The organism is Chthonomonas sp., from assembly GCA_016788115.1.
Classification (GTDB): Bacteria; Armatimonadota; Fimbriimonadia; order Fimbriimonadales; family Fimbriimonadaceae; genus UBA2391.
On the sequence record JAEURR010000005.1, the window covers coordinates 162,907 to 179,568 of the forward strand.

14 protein-coding genes are annotated in these 16,662 nt (G+C 60.4%); 8 read left to right on the forward strand and 6 right to left on the reverse strand.

From position 1 onward, the window contains the following. The first annotated feature begins 23 nt into the window (after positions 1-23). On the forward strand, positions 24-599 hold the full coding sequence (locus JNM85_03375; GenBank protein MBL8087095.1) for a response regulator: 576 nt from the start codon (positions 24-26) through the stop codon (positions 597-599). Here JNM85_03375 and JNM85_03380 read toward each other — a convergent pair. Continuing rightward, entirely contained in the window at positions 596-1,177 is a 582-nt protein-coding gene (locus tag JNM85_03380; protein MBL8087096.1) for a DNA-3-methyladenine glycosylase I, read from the reverse strand. The genes JNM85_03375 and JNM85_03380 overlap by 4 nt on opposite strands. A gap of 100 nt (positions 1,178-1,277) precedes the next feature. Between JNM85_03380 and JNM85_03385 the strand changes: the two genes are divergently transcribed. From JNM85_03385 to JNM85_03405, 5 genes are read left to right on the forward strand one after another with little or no spacing between them, the layout of a single operon-like run. Next, positions 1,278-1,811: a hypothetical protein gene (locus JNM85_03385; GenBank protein ID MBL8087097.1), complete on the forward strand. Its 534-nt coding sequence runs from the start codon at positions 1,278-1,280 to the stop codon at positions 1,809-1,811. A 46-nt stretch (positions 1,812-1,857) separates the two neighbouring features. Beyond that, on the forward strand, positions 1,858-2,547 hold the full coding sequence (locus tag JNM85_03390) for an ATP-binding cassette domain-containing protein (GenBank protein ID MBL8087098.1): 690 nt from the start codon (positions 1,858-1,860) through the stop codon (positions 2,545-2,547). Then, complete coding sequence (locus JNM85_03395; protein MBL8087099.1) at positions 2,540-3,412, forward strand: ABC transporter permease; 873 nt, start codon at positions 2,540-2,542, stop codon at positions 3,410-3,412. The genes JNM85_03390 and JNM85_03395 overlap by 8 nt, the downstream gene beginning before the upstream one ends. Continuing rightward, positions 3,409-4,554, forward strand: coding sequence for a peptidoglycan DD-metalloendopeptidase family protein (locus JNM85_03400; GenBank protein ID MBL8087100.1), 1,146 nt, complete (start codon positions 3,409-3,411; stop codon positions 4,552-4,554). The genes JNM85_03395 and JNM85_03400 overlap by 4 nt, the downstream gene beginning before the upstream one ends. 27 nt (positions 4,555-4,581) lie before the next feature. Then, complete coding sequence (locus JNM85_03405) at positions 4,582-6,222, forward strand: hypothetical protein (protein MBL8087101.1); 1,641 nt, start codon at positions 4,582-4,584, stop codon at positions 6,220-6,222. On the opposite strand, the gene JNM85_03410 is transcribed toward JNM85_03405, so the two are convergent. The 5 genes from JNM85_03410 to JNM85_03430 all read right to left on the reverse strand — a co-directional run bounded on the left by JNM85_03410 (position 6,215) and on the right by JNM85_03430 (position 13,019). Next, entirely contained in the window at positions 6,215-7,861 is a 1,647-nt protein-coding gene (locus tag JNM85_03410; protein MBL8087102.1) for an AAA family ATPase, read from the reverse strand. The two genes, JNM85_03405 and JNM85_03410, sit on opposite strands and share 8 nt — an antisense overlap. Positions 7,862-7,911: 50 nt before the next feature. Beyond that, a complete protein-coding gene (locus JNM85_03415) occupies positions 7,912-8,769 on the reverse strand; it encodes a diguanylate cyclase (protein ID MBL8087103.1) in 858 nt (285 codons plus the stop codon). A gap of 179 nt (positions 8,770-8,948) precedes the next feature. Next, a complete protein-coding gene (locus JNM85_03420) occupies positions 8,949-9,962 on the reverse strand; it encodes a hypothetical protein (GenBank protein MBL8087104.1) in 1,014 nt (337 codons plus the stop codon). 236 nt (positions 9,963-10,198) lie between these two features. Beyond that, positions 10,199-11,398: a hypothetical protein gene (locus tag JNM85_03425; GenBank protein ID MBL8087105.1), complete on the reverse strand. Its 1,200-nt coding sequence runs from the start codon at positions 11,396-11,398 to the stop codon at positions 10,199-10,201. Between the two features lies 1 nt (position 11,399). Then, positions 11,400-13,019 (reverse strand): DUF1573 domain-containing protein, encoded by a 1,620-nt coding sequence (locus tag JNM85_03430; GenBank protein ID MBL8087106.1) that lies wholly within the window; start codon positions 13,017-13,019, stop codon positions 11,400-11,402. Positions 13,020-13,126: 107 nt separating this feature from the next. Between JNM85_03430 and JNM85_03435 the strand changes: the two genes are divergently transcribed. After that, the gene (locus tag JNM85_03435) at positions 13,127-13,486 is read left to right on the forward strand and encodes a hypothetical protein (protein MBL8087107.1); all 360 of its coding nucleotides are present in this window, start codon (positions 13,127-13,129) and stop codon (positions 13,484-13,486) included. Positions 13,487-13,566: 80 nt separating this feature from the next. Next, complete coding sequence (locus JNM85_03440; GenBank protein ID MBL8087108.1) at positions 13,567-16,617, forward strand: SEC-C domain-containing protein; 3,051 nt, start codon at positions 13,567-13,569, stop codon at positions 16,615-16,617. Positions 16,618-16,662 lie beyond the last annotated feature (45 nt).

The window sequence follows — 16,662 nt, forward strand, 5'->3', positions numbered from 1 at the left end:
AACCCCTAGGCGGGATCAAAACCATGGAAAAAATGCGCATTCTTATCGCCGATGACGACCCCATCATCTTGCTCGACCTCAAGCAGATGCTTGAGAGCCTGGACTACGAAGTCGTCGCGGAAGCGGGCGATGGCAAGCAGGCCGTCGCGCTCGCGGAGGAAGTTCAACCCGACACGTGTGTCTTCGACGTAAAGATGCCCGTGATGGACGGCATCGAGGCCGCAAGCCTTGTCGCTGAGCAGGGACTCGCACCCGTTATCCTTCTGACCGCTTACAGCGATCGAGAGTTGGTCGAGCGCGCCAAAGGTGCAGGCGTCTTTGCCTACCTGGTGAAGCCGTTCAAACCGAGCGACCTGCCCCCGGCCATCGAGGTTGCGCGCAGCCGATTTGAGCAGAACCGCGCTCTCGTCGCAGACTATGAGGACGTCAAGGAGCGCTTGGAAACCCGCAAGTTGCTCGACCGTGCCAAGGGTCTACTGATGCAGGAGCACGACGTGAGCGAGTCCGAGGCCTATCGCCGGATGCAAGTCCAGTCGATGAACTCTCGCAAGAGCATGAGGGAAGTCGCCGAAGCGATCATCCTCGCCAAGAGCGTCTAAAAATTCTTCGCAAGCTCACAGCAGACTTCATAGCGGGGACAGGTGACTTCGTGGTCATTGACGAGCCCAGCCGCCTGCATGAACGCGTACATGATCGTCGGACCGACGAACGTGAATCCCCTCTGCTTGAGATCCTTGCTGAGCGCATCGCCCTCCGGTGAGGTCGCCGGGATCTCGGACATCGATTTCCTAGCATGAACGATCGGCTTGCCTCCCACAAAAGACCACAGATACTCCACCGGATCGCGCTCCGACTTCAGCGCAAGCCAAGCGCGCGCGTTCTTTCGCGCACCGAAGACCTTGAGCCGATTCCGAATGATGCTAGGGTCGAGGAGTAGCGTCTCCAAGTGTTCGTCTGTGTAGTCCGCCATTTTCACCGCGTCAAAGTCCTCGAACAGACGCCGGTACCCTTCCCGCTTGTTCAGGATGATCCGCCAACTCACCCCGGCCTGCGCACCATCAAGGATGAGTTTCTCGAACAGGAACCGTTCGTCGCGACTGGGGACTCCCCACTCCGAATCGTGGTAGGAGAGTTCAGGCTCGACCGTCGCCCAGGCACAAGTACGAAGTTCTGTCATGGATCGGGTTGTACCGAATCCGTGTATCTTGTGGCCCGGTGTGGAATGTAGTAGAACAAGTCCATTCTGTGACTCGTCAACATGGACACGGAGACTTCTCATGAAGGCACCTTTGAATCAAGATCATCCGCTCTACACACTGTTCTGGGAATCGGTGCAGGGTGCTGTGGATCGTTACGTGGCGACGCACGGCCAAGACGAGATCTCGGCCTATCTCACGCGCCTGCTCGTGACCTTCGTCCACACCGATGCGATTTTCAAGATCAAGAACCGCGAAGGCCAAACGCTCGTCTCCATTGCCGAGATGATGGCCGAGGGCGACATCCGAGCCAACGCGGACTCGTTCGAGCGCGAGCGCCAGGTGCACCAGCACATCGCAGACGTGATCCTCTTTTGGCAGGGGGTCTATCCGCAGTTTCTGAACCGAGTCCGACTCAGCAATGCCGCTGACCTCGTGTGTGATTACCCAAAGCAAGCGCGGCAATCGTATCAGCTCGTGGCTTCGTACGAAGAGCACAAGAACTCGCCGGACGCGGCCACCTACTACCAGCTCGCGGAAGGGTTCGACGACTACGCATTCTGCCTCAGAGTCGTGCGAGAGAACCTGCTCCTCATCCCCGGCGGATCAAGCTAATCGGGCGGCTGGGGTAGCATCGGGGTCCCCGTCGGGGGCCTATAAGATGGCTGAACCCGTCCCCTTTATTCGCTTGCGCAACGTCGTTGTGCGCTACACCGAGCTTGTCACTGGTTTGCGCGATACATCGTTGGACATCCAGAAGGGCGAGTTCGTGTTCCTATGTGGCCCGACCGGCTCTGGCAAGTCCACGCTTCTGAAACTCCTGACCCGCGAAGTGATCGCGACCTCCGGAGAAGTGGTCCTGGAAGGGCGTAACCTCAGCACCGTCAGCGACCGGGAAGTCCCCGCCCACCGACGCCAGCTCGGGATCGTGCCCCAGGATTTCGCACTACTACCCGACAAACGCGTATGGGAGAACGTAAGCTACGCCATGCGTGCGGTAGGCAAAACCCGTCGCGAGGTGCGCAAGCTCGTCCCGCGCATCCTGGACCAGGTGGATATCGGCATGCGTGCCGACGCCTATCCGAACCAACTTTCGGGTGGCGAGCAGCAGCGTGTGGCGATCGGCCGCGCGCTCATCAATAGCCCTTCGCTTCTCCTTGCCGACGAGCCCACCGGCAACCTCGACCCGGCCCACAGCATGGAGATCATGAATCTGCTCGCGGAACTGAACGCCCGCGGCGCAACCGTTCTAGTCGCCACCCACGACCTAATGGTCGTCGAGAAGATGCGCAAGCGGATCGTCCACATGGAGAACGGTGCGATCGTGGGTCAGGAGGCTGCCAGTGTTTGATCGATTTGAGTTCCTGTTCTCCGAAGCGATCCACGCGCTGACTCGCAAGCGTTGGATGTCGTTCGCCTCGATCACTACAGTCACGATGGCGCTCTTCCTGCTCGGCGGGTTGATCTACACCGTTCTGTCGCTCCAATCCAGCGCGGCCAAGCTCACCGAGCGGTTCGAAATGCGGGTCTTCATGCAGATGGAGAACCCCGAAGCCGACACCAAACGGGCCCAGGCCGTCATCGCCACGATGCCCGAGGTGCGTGGCGTCGCGATCAAGCCGCGCGCCCAAGCTTGGGAGGAATACAAGAAGAAGTTCCCCCGCATCGTCGAAGATCTTTCCAATCCGCTTCCCGACATGCTCTACGTTTCGCTACGCGACATGCGGACCGCGCCGGAAGTCTCGAAGCGCATCCAGCGGCTGCCTGGCGTCATGCCGAACGGCGTGCGCTACATGGATGACGCGCGGCAGTTCGTGAGTGACGGAATGCGCGTGCTACGTTGGATCGGAATCGCGCTCGGTGTCGTCATGCTCATCACCAGCGGTATTCTCATCTACAACACGATCCGGATGACGGTCGTGGCGCGGCGACGCGAGATCCGTATTATGGAACTGGTCGGAGCAAGCAAGAGCACCATTGTCACCCCAATGCTCATCGAGGGGACGATCCAGGGCGCAATCGGCGGTTCAATGGCTGGCCTCCTGCTGTACCTGTCTTGGTTTGGATTTATGCGGCTCAGCAACGACCTCACCTCGCAGGTCAACCAATCGTCCTTCCCCGTGATACCGGCGACCCTGATCCTGTGCGTGCTCGGTGCAACCTACGGCTTCCTATGCTCACTCTTCGCCATGCGCGACCCCAAGAGGATCCGATGAGAAGAACGCTCCTGCTCACTCTGGTGATTGCCGTCGGGCTCTTCGGCACCCCGCTTCCCGGTTCGTCGCAGAGCAAGACTAAGAAGCAGGGCAAATCGGTCAAAGAACTCCGAACGAACCTCAAGAGCGTTCAGGCCAAAAAGTCGAGCCTTGCCACCGAGATCCGAAAGGTGAAGCGGTCAGCTGCGGCGGTGACCGCCGACATCCGCGCGACGGACGTGCAACTTACCCAAGTCGAGGACTCGCTCGACCGAACGGAATCGCGTTTGAGAGCGGGCAAGCAGGAGCAGGCTCAGATTGGCGTCGAACTCAAGCTCGCAGAATCCGATCTCGCGGACAAACGCAAGGCCGCTGCTGCACGGATCCGCGCCATGTTCATGCAGGGAGAAGAGTCGGGAGTCCTGGCGCTGCTAGCCTCCCGCGATCTCGGTGAGCTTGCCGCGAGACGCACCGTAATGGAACTCGTCGCTGCCGCGGACCGAAAACTGTTTGATGCCCTCGTGCATGTTCGCGACAAGGTCGAGGAGCGCCGAAAACGTCAAGAGGCGTTGGTTGCCGAGCTCAAAGGGCTCTACGGGCAGCAAGCCGCATCCCGAGCCTCGATTGCGTCCAAGAAAGCCACGAAGCGCGCGCTGCTCGAAGAGATCCAAGGGACTCAGGAAGAACTGGAAGCCGCCTACAACAAGCTCGACCGGGAGAGCGACGCCATTGCCGCGCAGATCCGCGCTTACCAGCGAGCGACCGGTGGTACCCCGTTCACGGGTCGGTTCCGCCGACCGTCCAGTGGCCCCATCACCAGCGGTTACGGCTCACGTTTCCATCCGATCCTCAAGAAGCGCCGCATGCATACCGGCATCGATTTCGGAGCTCCCAGCGGCTCTCCGATCTGGGCCGCCGCCAGCGGGGTTGTGATCTCCGCGGGATACCGAGGCGGGTACGGAAATGCGGTGATCATCGACCACGGCGGAGGGATTTCCACCCTGTATGGCCACTGTTCGCGCGTCTTCGTCTCCGCTGGACAGCGGGTGAGCTCGGGCCAGAAGATCGCTGCCGTCGGGTCTACCGGACTGTCCACCGGCCCTCACCTCCACTTCGAAGTGCGCGTAAACGGCTCACCCGTGAACCCGATGGGGCGGCTCTGAGCGACCACGAGCGAGTAACGTCCAAGCATGCCACTCCTCTATGCGACTCCCGCGGCGATGACCATCACCACGGACTGCGCTCGAGTAGCTCCGGGTCAGGTCGTCGAAATTCAAGTACGCGGCGGAGATGCCCAAGCAGCCCTGTCTCTGGACGCGATGCGATGGGATGGCCGCGTCATCCGCATCCGGGCTGACGGCACGGGGACCGAGACGCGCGTGAGGTGGAAGGCCCCCGCACCCGACGGCACGGGATACCTGTTGATCGCCCGGCGCGGGACGAGCCTCGCCACATGTGGTCTCGATGTCTCCAGCCGCTGGACCCTGTACCCGCGGTACGGCTACCTCGCTCACTTCGGTCCAGATTTGGAAACCCGCGCGCCTGGCATCATTGACGGTTTGCGCGATCTCGGCCTCAACGTTCTGCAGTTCTACGACTTCCAGTTCCGCCACGATCAACCGCTGAGTGACCAACCCATCTGGCCCGACATCGCCAACCGTCCAACCTGCGCCTCGACTGTCCAAGCCCTAGTCAAAGCTTGCAAGCGTAACCGAATTGCCGCGATGGCGTACAACCTGGGCTACGGAGGATACGCGGACTACGCCGAGCACGGGATGTCGCCAGCGTGGGGGCTCTACTCGGATCCTCTGGGCAAACGGCAGATCACTGCGTCGCTGCCGAGTGGCTGGGCAACCCCCTCGATCGCGCTCTTCGCGCCCGACGATCCTGGCCTCATCGACCACCTGGCCCGAGAACAGCAGCGCGTGATGGACCGTTTTAGCTTCGATGGGTGGCACATCGACACCCTCGGAGACCCCGGAGCCGCCTACCGCTCGGGTGGGACCGCGGTCAAGCTTGATGAGACGTTCCCAGCCTTTCTGCGGGGAGTGCGCCAGCGAGTTTCGGGCGACCTAGTCATGAACGCGGTCGCGGGGTATGGCTTGGCTGCCATCGCCTCGGGCCCAACCGCAATGACCTACATGGAATGCTGGGATAAGGACGCTCAGCGAACCTATCTAGATCTTAACCATTTGGTTAGATCGCTCCGCTCGACTGGGAGGCAAGGAACCGTCGCCGGTTACATGAACTACCGCAAGGCCCAGCGCGGCGAGGGAGAATTCAACACCTCGGGAGTCCTGCTAACCCAGGCGACACTCCTGGCAAGCGGCGGATTTCAGATCGCCCTCGGTGACGATGGTCGCATGCTCTGCCACGAGTACTTCCCCAACCGCAATCTTGCCGTCCCACCGAGGCTACTCGCGGTCGTGCGCGACCAGATCCACTTCGCTATCGCCTACCAGAACTTGCTGCGCGGGCCCGACACTGAATCCATCGACTTACCCGTGCGGTTAGGCGGGGGAGCCTTCAGCCGCGATGCCGAACCGGGGACAGTTTGGGCGTTCGCCACGCGCACCGGGCAGTTCGCCACCGTCCATTGCATCAACCTCGTGAGCGCGACGAGCAACGAGTGGCGCGACACCGACGGTCTTCAGCCGCCCATCCGGCCCCAAGCGCATCTGCACGCGACCGTCCCGCAGCGGTGCCACCGGGTGTGGTGGGCCAGTCCTGACACCAGCCAAGGAATTCGCATGGAGCTTCCTGTTCGCGATGGCGAGGTTCAACTGCCAGAACTGAACGTCTGGGGAATGCTGATTCTCGAACTCAAATGATGGACTTCTGATCCCGAGTGCGGTCGATCCTGCCCACCGGCTTGACCACCGATACTTTCTCCGGCTCGACGTCGATCAGCTTCAGCCAATCGTCCATCACGTCGCTCTTGGGGAAGATTTCATTCTCGGAGTATTCGGCGCGCAGTGCCTCGGTCAGGTCCGCCATGTTCACGCCTCCTTCGCCGTCGTTCTCGATCGCCCGGCGAATGGCAGTGTCCTTGGCCCGGTCAACCACCGACTTCAGCAGAGCCCCACTCACCAAGTCGTGGTAGTACAGAGTCTGCTTCGAGCCGTTCTTCAGCCCAAGCTCCAAGAATTCCGTCGCGGAGGTCTCTCGCCACAACTCCGCGATGGTGGCTTCCACAAGCGCTTTGCGCGCGCAGGCAGGCTCGCCCTCGTTCTCCGCAACCCACTCCGGATCTAGCGGCAAGTTCTCGTGCAAGTAGATACCGAGGATCTCGCGAGCGCTGTCCCGGTCGGGCCGACGAATCTTAACCTTGCGGTCGATCCGCTCTGGACGCAGAATCGCAGGATCAATGTAGTCCGGACGATTGCTGGTCAGAACCAAGACGACGTTGTCCAAGCTCACCAGCCCGTCAAGCTCTGCACAAAACTGCGGGACCACGGTGTTACTGATGTTGAGCCAGCGGCCACTGGACCGAGTACGCAACACCGACTCGGCCTCATCCATGAAGATCACCACCAGACGGCCGTCCTTCGCGCGTTGCCGCGCCGTGTCGAAGATCTCACGAACCATCCGCTCGGTCTCTCCCAGCCACATGTTCAGAATCTTTGGGCCGCTGATGTGCATGAAGTACTCCTTCACGTCGTGTCCGACCCGCTCGGAGTACTCCTTGGCGAGGTTGTATGCGATCGCCTTCCCTATCAGCGTCTTGCCGCAGCCGGGAGGACCGTAGAGGAGTATCCCCTTCACCGGACGCTTGTCGAACTTCGCATAGAGCTCTGGATAGAGCATGGGATGCTCGATGGTTTCACGGATGAGCTGGATCGCCTCTTGCTGCCCGCCGATGCTAGACCACGGTGTTACCGGCACCTCTTCGACAAAGTAGTCCTGCGTCTCGGTCTGAGCGAAGTGCTCAAGCGCGAGCCGCCCGCTTGGGTCCATCCGGACATCGTCGCCGCGCTTGATGACGGTCTGGCGCAGGCTCTCGGATCGCCCAATGAATCGCGATTGCTGGCCCTGGCCATCGGTACTGATTCTCAGCCGACCGTCCGCGAGGGCTTCCGCCACCTTGACGACGTTACCGGACTCATTCGGCGGCATCATCCCAACAACGGCGTATGCCTCGTTCAAAAGCACGCGCGTACCAGCCCTGAGAGTTGCTCGATCGACCGCCGGGTCGCACAGCGCTACCATCTCCGAGTCTCCCTGGCAGATGAGGATCTTCTCGCCTTCTAGCTCGCGGAGGAAAATGCCGATCCTATTCGCCGGCTGGGTCAACTTCTGGTAAGCCTCTTCGTACTTGGCGAGCAGCTCGTCTCGCTCTTCGGCACGGCGCGCTTGTGCCTTGAGCTGCTCTTGGAGGGCGTCCAGGTACGCGCGGGCCTTGGTATCTTGGCCAGCTAGCTCTTCGAGCTTCTGCACGATCTTCTCTAGCTGATCACCATGTTCCGACATAGCCGATTCTACGCCGAATCGCGGTCACGGGTCGCTGGTTGGGCAATGGATCAACGACGAACTTCGGGGTCGTCTTCGTATGGCTCGTCTACACCCGCCGGTCGACGGCGTCGTTTGAGTTCTTCTTTGGCGGCCATGCAAGCCTTGCTCGCCGCCGTCACGAGGTCATCGTACGTCGCGTCAGGGTGCAAGCCGTCGCGGAGCGCAGAACGTCGTCCGCCACTCACGCCGATGCAAAAAGTGATCGGGCGACCATTTTCGTCTGTCAAGTCGTTTTCCGCGCGCTCTTTGATCACGTGGGCAAGCTCTTCGGCCGAGCTGCGTTCACGGACCGAACCAATCGCAAACTCGTCTCCGCCGTACCGAACCAATAGGTCGCGCTTGGGGTCCACGCAATCGCGCAATAGGTTCGCCACCCGCCGGAGAACCTTGTCCCCGAAGACGTGGCCGTACTCGCGATTGTAGTGCTTAAAATCGTTGAGGTCGAAGAAAAGGATGGAGATCTCGCGTCCCTCGCGTAGCATCTCAATGCCCCACTCGCGCAGCCGCTCGCCGGAGCCTAGGTTCGTCCGTGCATCCCACGGACGCAGGAGGTGTCGCAGCAACATGGTCGAGGTGACCATGCCGATGAAGAGGTCTTCGTCCATGACGACTGCGAAATCGACATCCGCATCATGCATCTGCTGGGCCGCTTTGTGGATCGGCGTGCTGGCCTCCATGACGAGCTTGGCGGGCTGCATGAGCGCGTCCATAACGATGTCGGCGGGGGCAGTGGAGAGTTGATCCGTGGTGACCACGCCCAGCACCAAGCGGCCTTCCATCACCGCGAGCGCGCGAAGATGGTGCCCCTGCGTGAGCATTCTTGCAGTATCGACCCGGTGTCCAGCGTTTACCCACACCGGTACCAAGTTCAGCTCTCCTAAAGTTCTCATTCCAAGCAATGCCGAGATGTCGGCTGTAACCTCATATCCACGTTTGTACGCCGGTTGCAACGACCGATCTACGGGGTTCGGGGCGAATCCCGCTGAACTACGAGCACTCAGCAGCACGTTCGCTCAGACGCCCCAAAAGCCCGAAACGTTGCAGTTCAATGATGACCCTTGTCAACCAAATGGTTAAACGCTACGATCCATGCGTCTTCCAGGTCCTCTCGCTCCGTCAATGGGTGCCCAATCATCTGATCGTGTCGGAAGTACGCCTGGCCTGTGGTCAACCCAAAGTACCCCGCGACGTGCTCTTCGCGAATGCCGAACCGATGCGCCATCACGTAGACCGCAAGGTTCAGGACATCGTTCGGAGCAATCTCAGGAAATGAACGTGCGGCGACTTCGACCGCCTCATGAATAACGTCCCGAAGGTCCCAACCTTCGAGCGCAACACCGGCCCCGAACACGAGTCCTAGGGCCTTGTGCTCACGATCCTCGGTCAGCCACTCGCTGTCGACGATGCTCAGCCGAAGCAAGTTGCCTCTCAGCGACTGCCCGTTGCCGGGCAAGTACCGCGCCATAAGCCAAATCAGCCGATCGGAGAGCATAACGCCTAAACTTGCCGCCATGCGCCGCACAATCAGGGCTCGCTCGGAGAAAGTTGGCTCGACGATCTCGCTCCACGACCACAGACGAGTGCAGGGCAAGAATGCCTTGAGCCAGCGGGAAAGTTTGGCCTGCTCGAAAACAATCAACGTAGGCTTGCCCGAACGAATCCGGTGCTCCAAAGCCAGCCTCAACCGGTGCTTCGCCCGGGGATTCCGGAGCACGGCCTGCCCATTGTCGAGGAGTAGCGGAGTTTGGAGTTCCAGCCGTGGATCGTCCTGCTGAAGTTCAGGGACCGAGAGCGTGATCGGCTCGTAGCCGAAGCGACGCTTGCTTACCTCTGAGACGCACGCCAGCAAGTGGGTCTTTCCCCACCCGCTGGGGCCAACCAGGGCCACGAACGGGAGCAAACCATTCGCGAACAATAGGCTCGATTCGACCGCACGCACGTTACTCGGCAGTGCCGCGAAGTTTGCAAAGTCGACGGCAGAAGGCCGAAAGAGGGCATCGGACAGCTTGCCACCTTGCGTAACCCGGGACCGAATCCTGCGGCTCGACGTGGTGGTCATTGAAACATCCATAACTTCCCTCTTGATCTTCATCCCAGTTGCCCAGGCCCCTCAGAAAATCACTGTGTCAGTGTGCCATGGGGCGTCTGCAGGCGGTCAAGGCTTGACTTTCGAACGTTAACGGATGGTTAGGCAAAACATAGGATTGTTGCGAACCAAATCGCAATAATTGTAAATTTCGAAGGAGTTTGCGCACTCAATTCCCCGCCGCTGTCCCCGCGTTATCCCCACGATCCCTAGTGTTTGATCCGTTTCCAGTACGCTTCGAACTCGAAGTTAGGACTGTGCGGGGGAGTGTGGCAATTTGCGCAACTCTTGGACCCAACTTTGGGCATGGGTGAGCGTTTGGGGCTCTTCACGTGGGCCTTTCCCGCGCCGTGGCAACTCTCGCATCCGACGTCGGTCATATTAGGCGTTTTCTTGCGTGATTGGAATCCGTCTTTTGCGGTCAACCCCACGACGTGGCAGCCGACGCAATCCGGATCGCGGTCCTGGTTGACCGCCTCCAGCGTCTTCAACGCTTGTGCATGCTTAGAGTGCTGCCAGACGCTCTTGGCCGGGGAATGGCAACTCTGACACGTGCGATTTCCCACGTAACCTGCTGAGCCGCTGCGGGGAATCGCATCCAACAACCCTTCGGTTGTGACGCGCTTTAGGTACCGCTGGAAGACCTGAGTTACCGCGGCATCGTCCGCCACGTCCGGCCCGAGCGACACCGCAGTCGCGCTCAGATACCGATTGCCGCGCATCCGTACGACCAAAACACTTCGGCCCTGGCTGCCCGGAGAGACGTACGCCGTGCCGTCTTGGATCACGGTCGCGGGCGGAGTCGAGCCATCGGTCTCATAAACCACGAGCGCTGCCTTAACGTCCTCATTGCGAGCCTTCGCCGCCTCAAGCGAACCTTCAAACAGGACCACTTGCCGCGGATGCGAGTCCAGCGCAAGTCCGGGACCCGCGCCCAAACGCGTGCGGAGCGAGCCCGCGCGGTCACCGAGCGCAAGGATCTGCCACCCGGCGGCCTCGGCAGATGGATTCGCAAGTGACGCCTCGTCGATCTCCGACTGAATCAATAATCCGGTTCGAGTCTGGGCGCCACGCCAGTAGGCCGTTCCCAACACCGCGTCGCCGCTCCCGAGTGCCATTGCATCGGCACGAAGCTCTTTCATGACGTCGAGCACTGCGTCAACCTTGAGTTCGCTCTGGCGTCCTGCCTCGACCACGCTGTTCGCGCTGCACAGGAGCACCGTGCTCTCCTGGCGCAAATCCCGCACAACCGTTGCCAAGCGGCGAATGCCCCCCGACATCGGCTTGGTGCATCCACACGGCGAGAGGTAGCCGCGAAAGTTGCCCGTGATCAGGAATGTCGTCTCAGGATCGCTCGGCGCTAGCAAGCTCGCCAGCACCGCGCATCCTGCGACGATCAGCCCCCTCATCTCACTTAACCACGCCGAGCACGGGCACCGTGATCTGCGGCTGCTTGGGGTCATTGGTCGCGATCTTCACCCACCCGTCAAAGTCGCCCACCGGGGCTCCGCCGACGTACCGTAGCGTTACGAAGAACTCGTCCCCTGCTCGCTGCTTCACGAACGATGCTTTCAAAAACGGGTGGCTCGTCTGGACGGCGGTGATCTTGAACGGCTTTCCCGGACGATTGAAGGTGACCGTCGTGCTCACTCCCGTCGCCACCATGTCCCCTAGGTAGGCCGCAGACGGAAACGCTGCGATGCCTCGTTGCACTTCGAACGGGCCGATGAGCGTCGGCCAATCCGGATCGTTCGTTTCAACCAAAAGATTAACCAGCGCGCGACCAGTCGGGATGTTGGGGCTCAGGAGTACCTTGATGTGGTAGCCAGCGCGCACTTTCGAGCCTTCACCCATCTCGGGGTCGGCCAGTTTCCCTCCCCAAGGCTCGACATCCGCCATGCCGACGACTCCCGCAACGGTGGCGGACTTGATCTCGAACTTCGGATCGTCCACGAACAGATAGTAGTCCACGACCAAGCCGTTCTCCTCAGCGATGAACACTCGCTTCGACTCGGGCCGCATCAGCCGGTACTTGGGTTGGATCATGACCTTGAACGGGACCTTGATCACGCTACGCTCGGGGTCGCTCGTGTAAAAGTAAATCGCTTTGTCCTGAGGTCCGATAAAGTCACGCGTGCTCATGGTGACGGTGACTAGTCCGGTACTCCCCGCGGCGATCGTCTGAGGGTTCTTGATCGCGAAGCATCCGCAGTCGGGGACGAGCGTCAGGTTCAAATCGGCGTTGCCCGTGTTGGTGACCGTCAGCGTTGCAGTCGGACGATCGCCTTGCTTGACATACCCAAGGTCGACCACACGTGGTTCAAGCACAGCGGTCGGAACCGCTGGCGTCAGTCGCTCACGCAGTCGAACTGACTTCTGTAGATCGTCAACCGCCTTGAAAATCGCGGTCGTCGCGCTCGTGTTCAGGTTCAGAATCTTATGCTCCATGGCATACAACCCTTCGCCGCGGTCCATGCACGAATTCGTCTTGTAGGTGCGCTCAAGCCCCAAGTACCGCCCGATTGAGTACGTCACCTCGTTCCGGATTTCGGTCTTCGTGATCGGTACCTGACTGCCGCCGCGACGAAGCGCAAGGACGACCTCCAATCGTGGATCGGTCGGTGCGTCCGAATCGAAGAACACCGCGCCTGCGGGCCCTGCTGAATCCGCATTCGGTGGCAGTGTCGGTTGAAACGAGAATGCCACGTCCGCACGTTGATTCAGGAAGATCACTTCGAGTCCGGGGACGTAACGTTTCCACTCCGAGATCGCCGCATCACGGGCAGTGCGGAACTCAACTTGGTCTTGAGCGCGAACGTCCTTGTCCTCCCAGTGCATCGAGAACTGCTTCTTCGGGAGTTTCAAAGCGAGCTTGCTCGCGGCGTCGAAGTCGCCTGCCTCCAGGTGGCGCTGTACTCCCAGAAACGTCGCCGCAAAGGCTGCGTGAGCACCGGGCGGGACCGACGGTCCTACTTTGAGTGAAGTTTGCGCACTAAGGATCGCAATTCCGAACAGAACCGTGCCGAACATCGTTAGATTGAAGGTACCCCCTCATCGGACGTTCACCCAAACCTCGATGTTTCACAGGTCTGGAGCGACGGACCAATTCGTCTATAATTGAGACCAGACCTGATCGCATGCTGAACTTCCTGCCCGCGCTCCTGATTCTCTTGATGCACGGCTCATTCGGAGCCGAGCAGCAGAATCGTGCGTCGCAGTGGTTAGTCGCACCCCATGCGATGTCGGTCCAGAGCCTCGAAGCTCTGGCCCATGCGCAGGTCCAAGCTGGCTCGCCCGAGCTCGGCTCGTACTCGCAGCGCTCCTTCGTCCGACTGGTCGTCGCTTACTACCTGCAACCGACCGAGACGCCGCTGCTGGATGCGGAGGAAGTCGTAACCAAGCGCACTCCGCCGCCCGTCGCATCCAACGATGTCCCGCCGCCCGATCTACGCTCGGTCGCCTCTTCGTTGATCGTGCGCGCTGGCCCCCTGGCCTAAGCCCCAGTTTCTCTCGACTGCTCCGCACGGTCAGACCTCTTTGTAGGTCAAGCGTGCCCCTTTCTCCCACCGAAATTCCTATGTTACAGACCTTACTCCGAAAGTTTTTTGACACCAGCGACAAGGACGTCAAGATGATCCTTCCTACGATCGAGCGAATCAACGATCTGGAAGAATCGATCGTTACGATGAGCGAAGATGAACTCAAAGGCAAGCCCGCGCTTTGGCGCAGCCGCCTCGCCGAAGGTTCGACGATCGACCAACTCCTGCCCGAAGTTTTCGCGGTCGTGCGCGAAGTCAGCAAGCGCCTGCTGAAAATGCGCCAGTTCGACGTCCAGCTGATCGGCGGCGTCGTCCTGCACCAGGGCCGCATCGCCGAGATGAAGACCGGTGAAGGTAAGACCTTGGTCGCCGTCTGCCCGATGGTCCTGAACGCTCTTACCGGCCGCGGCGCACACCTCGTCACCGTCAACGACTACCTGGCTCGACGCGACGCGGTTTGGATGGGTCCGGTCTATCACTTCCTCGGGCTGAGCATCGGCGTCATCCAGGGCCAGTCGGTAGATAACGATGAGCTCGGCGGTTCGTACATCTATGACCCCGGCTTCGAGCACGAAGATCCACGCTATGCCAGTCTGCGACCCGCGACGCGACGCGAAGCGTATCTCTGCGACATCGTCTACGGCACGAACCACGAGTTCGGGTTCGACTACCTCCGCGACAACATGGCGTTCGAGAAGGAGCAGCTTGTGATGAGCGAACTCCACTTCGCCATCGTTGACGAAGTTGACTCGATCCTCATCGATGAAGCGCGCACCCCGCACATCATCTCCGGCCCCTCGGCCGACGATGTCTCGCACTACCGCATCGTCGACGCAGTCGTGCGCCGCATGGAGCCCGAGACCCACTACACCTCGGACAAGAAGAACCATTCGGCGAGCTTGACTGAAGAGGGGATGGACTTCGCCGAAGAGCAGTTGGGTATCCCCAACATCGCGCTCGACCCCAAGGTCTTCCACCACTTGAATGCGTCGGTCAAGGCGTATGCCCTTTTTGATAAGGACGTGGACTACGTCGTCCGCCAGGGCGAGGTCGTCATCGTCGACGAGAACACAGGCCGCATGATGTTCGGCCGCCGATTCTCGGATGGCTTGCACCAGGCGCTTGAAGCCAAAGAAGGGGTCCAAGTCCAACGCGAGAGCCAAACGGTCGCCGTCATCACGTTCCAGAATCTGTTCCGCTTGTACGAGAAGCTCGCCGGCATGACCGGCACGGCCAAGACCGAAGAGGACGAGTTCCGCAAGATCTACGGTCTGGACGTGGTGAGCATCCCCACGAACCGCCCGATGACGCGTGTGGACCAGGACGACATCGTTTACAAAACGGCCGAGGGCAAGTGGCGCGGCATCGCCCGCGAACTCCTCCGCGCGCATTCGCACCTGCAGCCGGTCCTCGTCGGTACGCGCTCCATCGAGATGTCCGAAGTCGTTTCGGAGCGGCTCAGCTCGGAAGCACTGCAAAAGCTCATACTCATGGACCGCCTCTACGATGCCCGCGAGAACCGAAAGGACCTCACGAAGGAAACGCGTCGCAGTATCAACTCGGTGATGGACCTCTCGCTCATCGACACCAAGCTGGAAACGCTGAAGACCTTGGCCCAAGAGATCGGCATCGCCCGGGATCCGCTCGCCGCCGAGCACCGCGACTGGTTCTTCGCCAAGAACGGGATCAGCGCCGATTGCGCGGAGACGTTCGAGGATTGCTTGCAGCACGGCATCCCACACAACGTCCTCAACGCGAAATACCACGAGCGAGAGGCGCTCATCATCAGCGAAGCCGGTCGCAAGGGCGCGGTGACCATCGCGACCAACATGGCTGGACGCGGTGTGGACATTCTGCTCGGCGGACGCATCGCCGACCAGATCATCCAGCAGGCACGCGACGCCGACGATGAGGCCGGTGTCGACGCCTTCAAGCATGAGTACGAAGAGACCATGGCCGGGTTCCGCCGCGGTGGCAAGCAACGCGCTGCTCCCCCGCTGCCCGTCGACGACGCCGAGCGCCGCGGGCTCGCGGAAGAGGTTCGCGCGCTTGGAGGACTGTACATTCTCGGTACCGAACGCCACGAGAGTCGCCGCATCGACAACCAGTTGCGAGGCCGCGCGGGGCGCCAAGGCGACCCTGGCGAGTCGCGGTTCTTTGTGAGCCTGGAGGACACGCTCTGGAAGATCTTCAACGCGAAGATGCTCGAGAACCCAATGCTGAAGACCTGGCCCTCGATGGAAGAAGTCAAGGCTGGATTCCTCAGCAAGATGATCCTCAAAACGCAGGAGCGGATTGAGAATCACTTCTTCGAGGCGCGTAAAAACGTTCTTGAGTACGACGACGTTTTGAACTCGCAGCGCGAGCACGTTTACGGCATGCGCCGCGAAGTCCTGCTGGGCAAGGACGTGACCGACGACATCCTGAAGGGTATCGACGAGGTCATCGAAGACGAAGTAAGCCAGTCGTGGGTCCTTGACGACGATGGGCATCAGGTTCTCGACATCGACGGACTCTACGATCGCATCAACACGATCTTCCCGCTCGTCGACTACGCCACACTCGAAGAGGTACGCACCGTGGAGGGACCGGCCCTGGTCGGGTTCCTACAGGAGAAGGCGCACGAGGCCTACCAAACCAAGCGCTCCGCCGTCGGCGACGAAATGATGGAGATGCTCGAACAGAAGGTCATGCTCCAGTCAGTCAACGACAACTGGATGGAGCACCTGCAGATCATCGACTACATCCGTGAAGGCATCAGCCTGCGCGCTTATGGTCAGGTTGACCCTTTGATCGCTTACAAGCGAGAAACGTACGACCTCTTCCAGGCGACTGAACGCAAGACCCGCGACCAGATGGTCAGACTCGTCTTCCGCGCGAATATCCAGGTCCAGTCTCCCGAGGAGAGCTACGAGTCGGAGGCTGCGCCTGCCATGGCCGCGACTGCCGAACCCACTGGCACACCGGGCACTTGGCCGGACAACATCGATCCGAAGTTCATCGGTCGAAACGACCCCTGTCCCTGTGGCAGCGGCTTGAAATTCAAGAACTGTCACTACGGCAAGTTCCGCGAAACTGGCACGATCTAAGCCGGTCCATCGGAATCCCGCAGAGCCACGAACCGAACGGTTTGT

What these genes read in the sequence shown, in the direction of transcription:
- JNM85_03385 (MBL8087097.1), top strand. Translation starts at nt 1,278, where the DNA reads ATGAAGGCACCTTTGAATCAAGATCATCCGCTCTACACACTGTTCTGG.
- JNM85_03405 (MBL8087101.1), top strand. Translation starts at nt 4,582, where the DNA reads ATGCCACTCCTCTATGCGACTCCCGCGGCGATGACCATCACCACGGAC.
- JNM85_03400 (MBL8087100.1), top strand. Translation starts at nt 3,409, where the DNA reads ATGAGAAGAACGCTCCTGCTCACTCTGGTGATTGCCGTCGGGCTCTTC.
- JNM85_03380 (MBL8087096.1), bottom strand. Translation starts at nt 1,177, where the DNA reads ATGACAGAACTTCGTACTTGTGCCTGGGCGACGGTCGAGCCTGAACTC.
- JNM85_03440 (MBL8087108.1), top strand. Translation starts at nt 13,567, where the DNA reads ATGTTACAGACCTTACTCCGAAAGTTTTTTGACACCAGCGACAAGGAC.
- JNM85_03410 (MBL8087102.1), bottom strand. Translation starts at nt 7,861, where the DNA reads ATGTCGGAACATGGTGATCAGCTAGAGAAGATCGTGCAGAAGCTCGAA.
- JNM85_03425 (MBL8087105.1), bottom strand. Translation starts at nt 11,398, where the DNA reads ATGAGGGGGCTGATCGTCGCAGGATGCGCGGTGCTGGCGAGCTTGCTA.
- JNM85_03375 (MBL8087095.1), top strand. Translation starts at nt 24, where the DNA reads ATGGAAAAAATGCGCATTCTTATCGCCGATGACGACCCCATCATCTTG.
- JNM85_03420 (MBL8087104.1), bottom strand. Translation starts at nt 9,962, where the DNA reads ATGACCACCACGTCGAGCCGCAGGATTCGGTCCCGGGTTACGCAAGGT.
- JNM85_03430 (MBL8087106.1), bottom strand. Translation starts at nt 13,019, where the DNA reads ATGTTCGGCACGGTTCTGTTCGGAATTGCGATCCTTAGTGCGCAAACT.
- JNM85_03390 (MBL8087098.1), top strand. Translation starts at nt 1,858, where the DNA reads ATGGCTGAACCCGTCCCCTTTATTCGCTTGCGCAACGTCGTTGTGCGC.
- JNM85_03435 (MBL8087107.1), top strand. Translation starts at nt 13,127, where the DNA reads ATGCTGAACTTCCTGCCCGCGCTCCTGATTCTCTTGATGCACGGCTCA.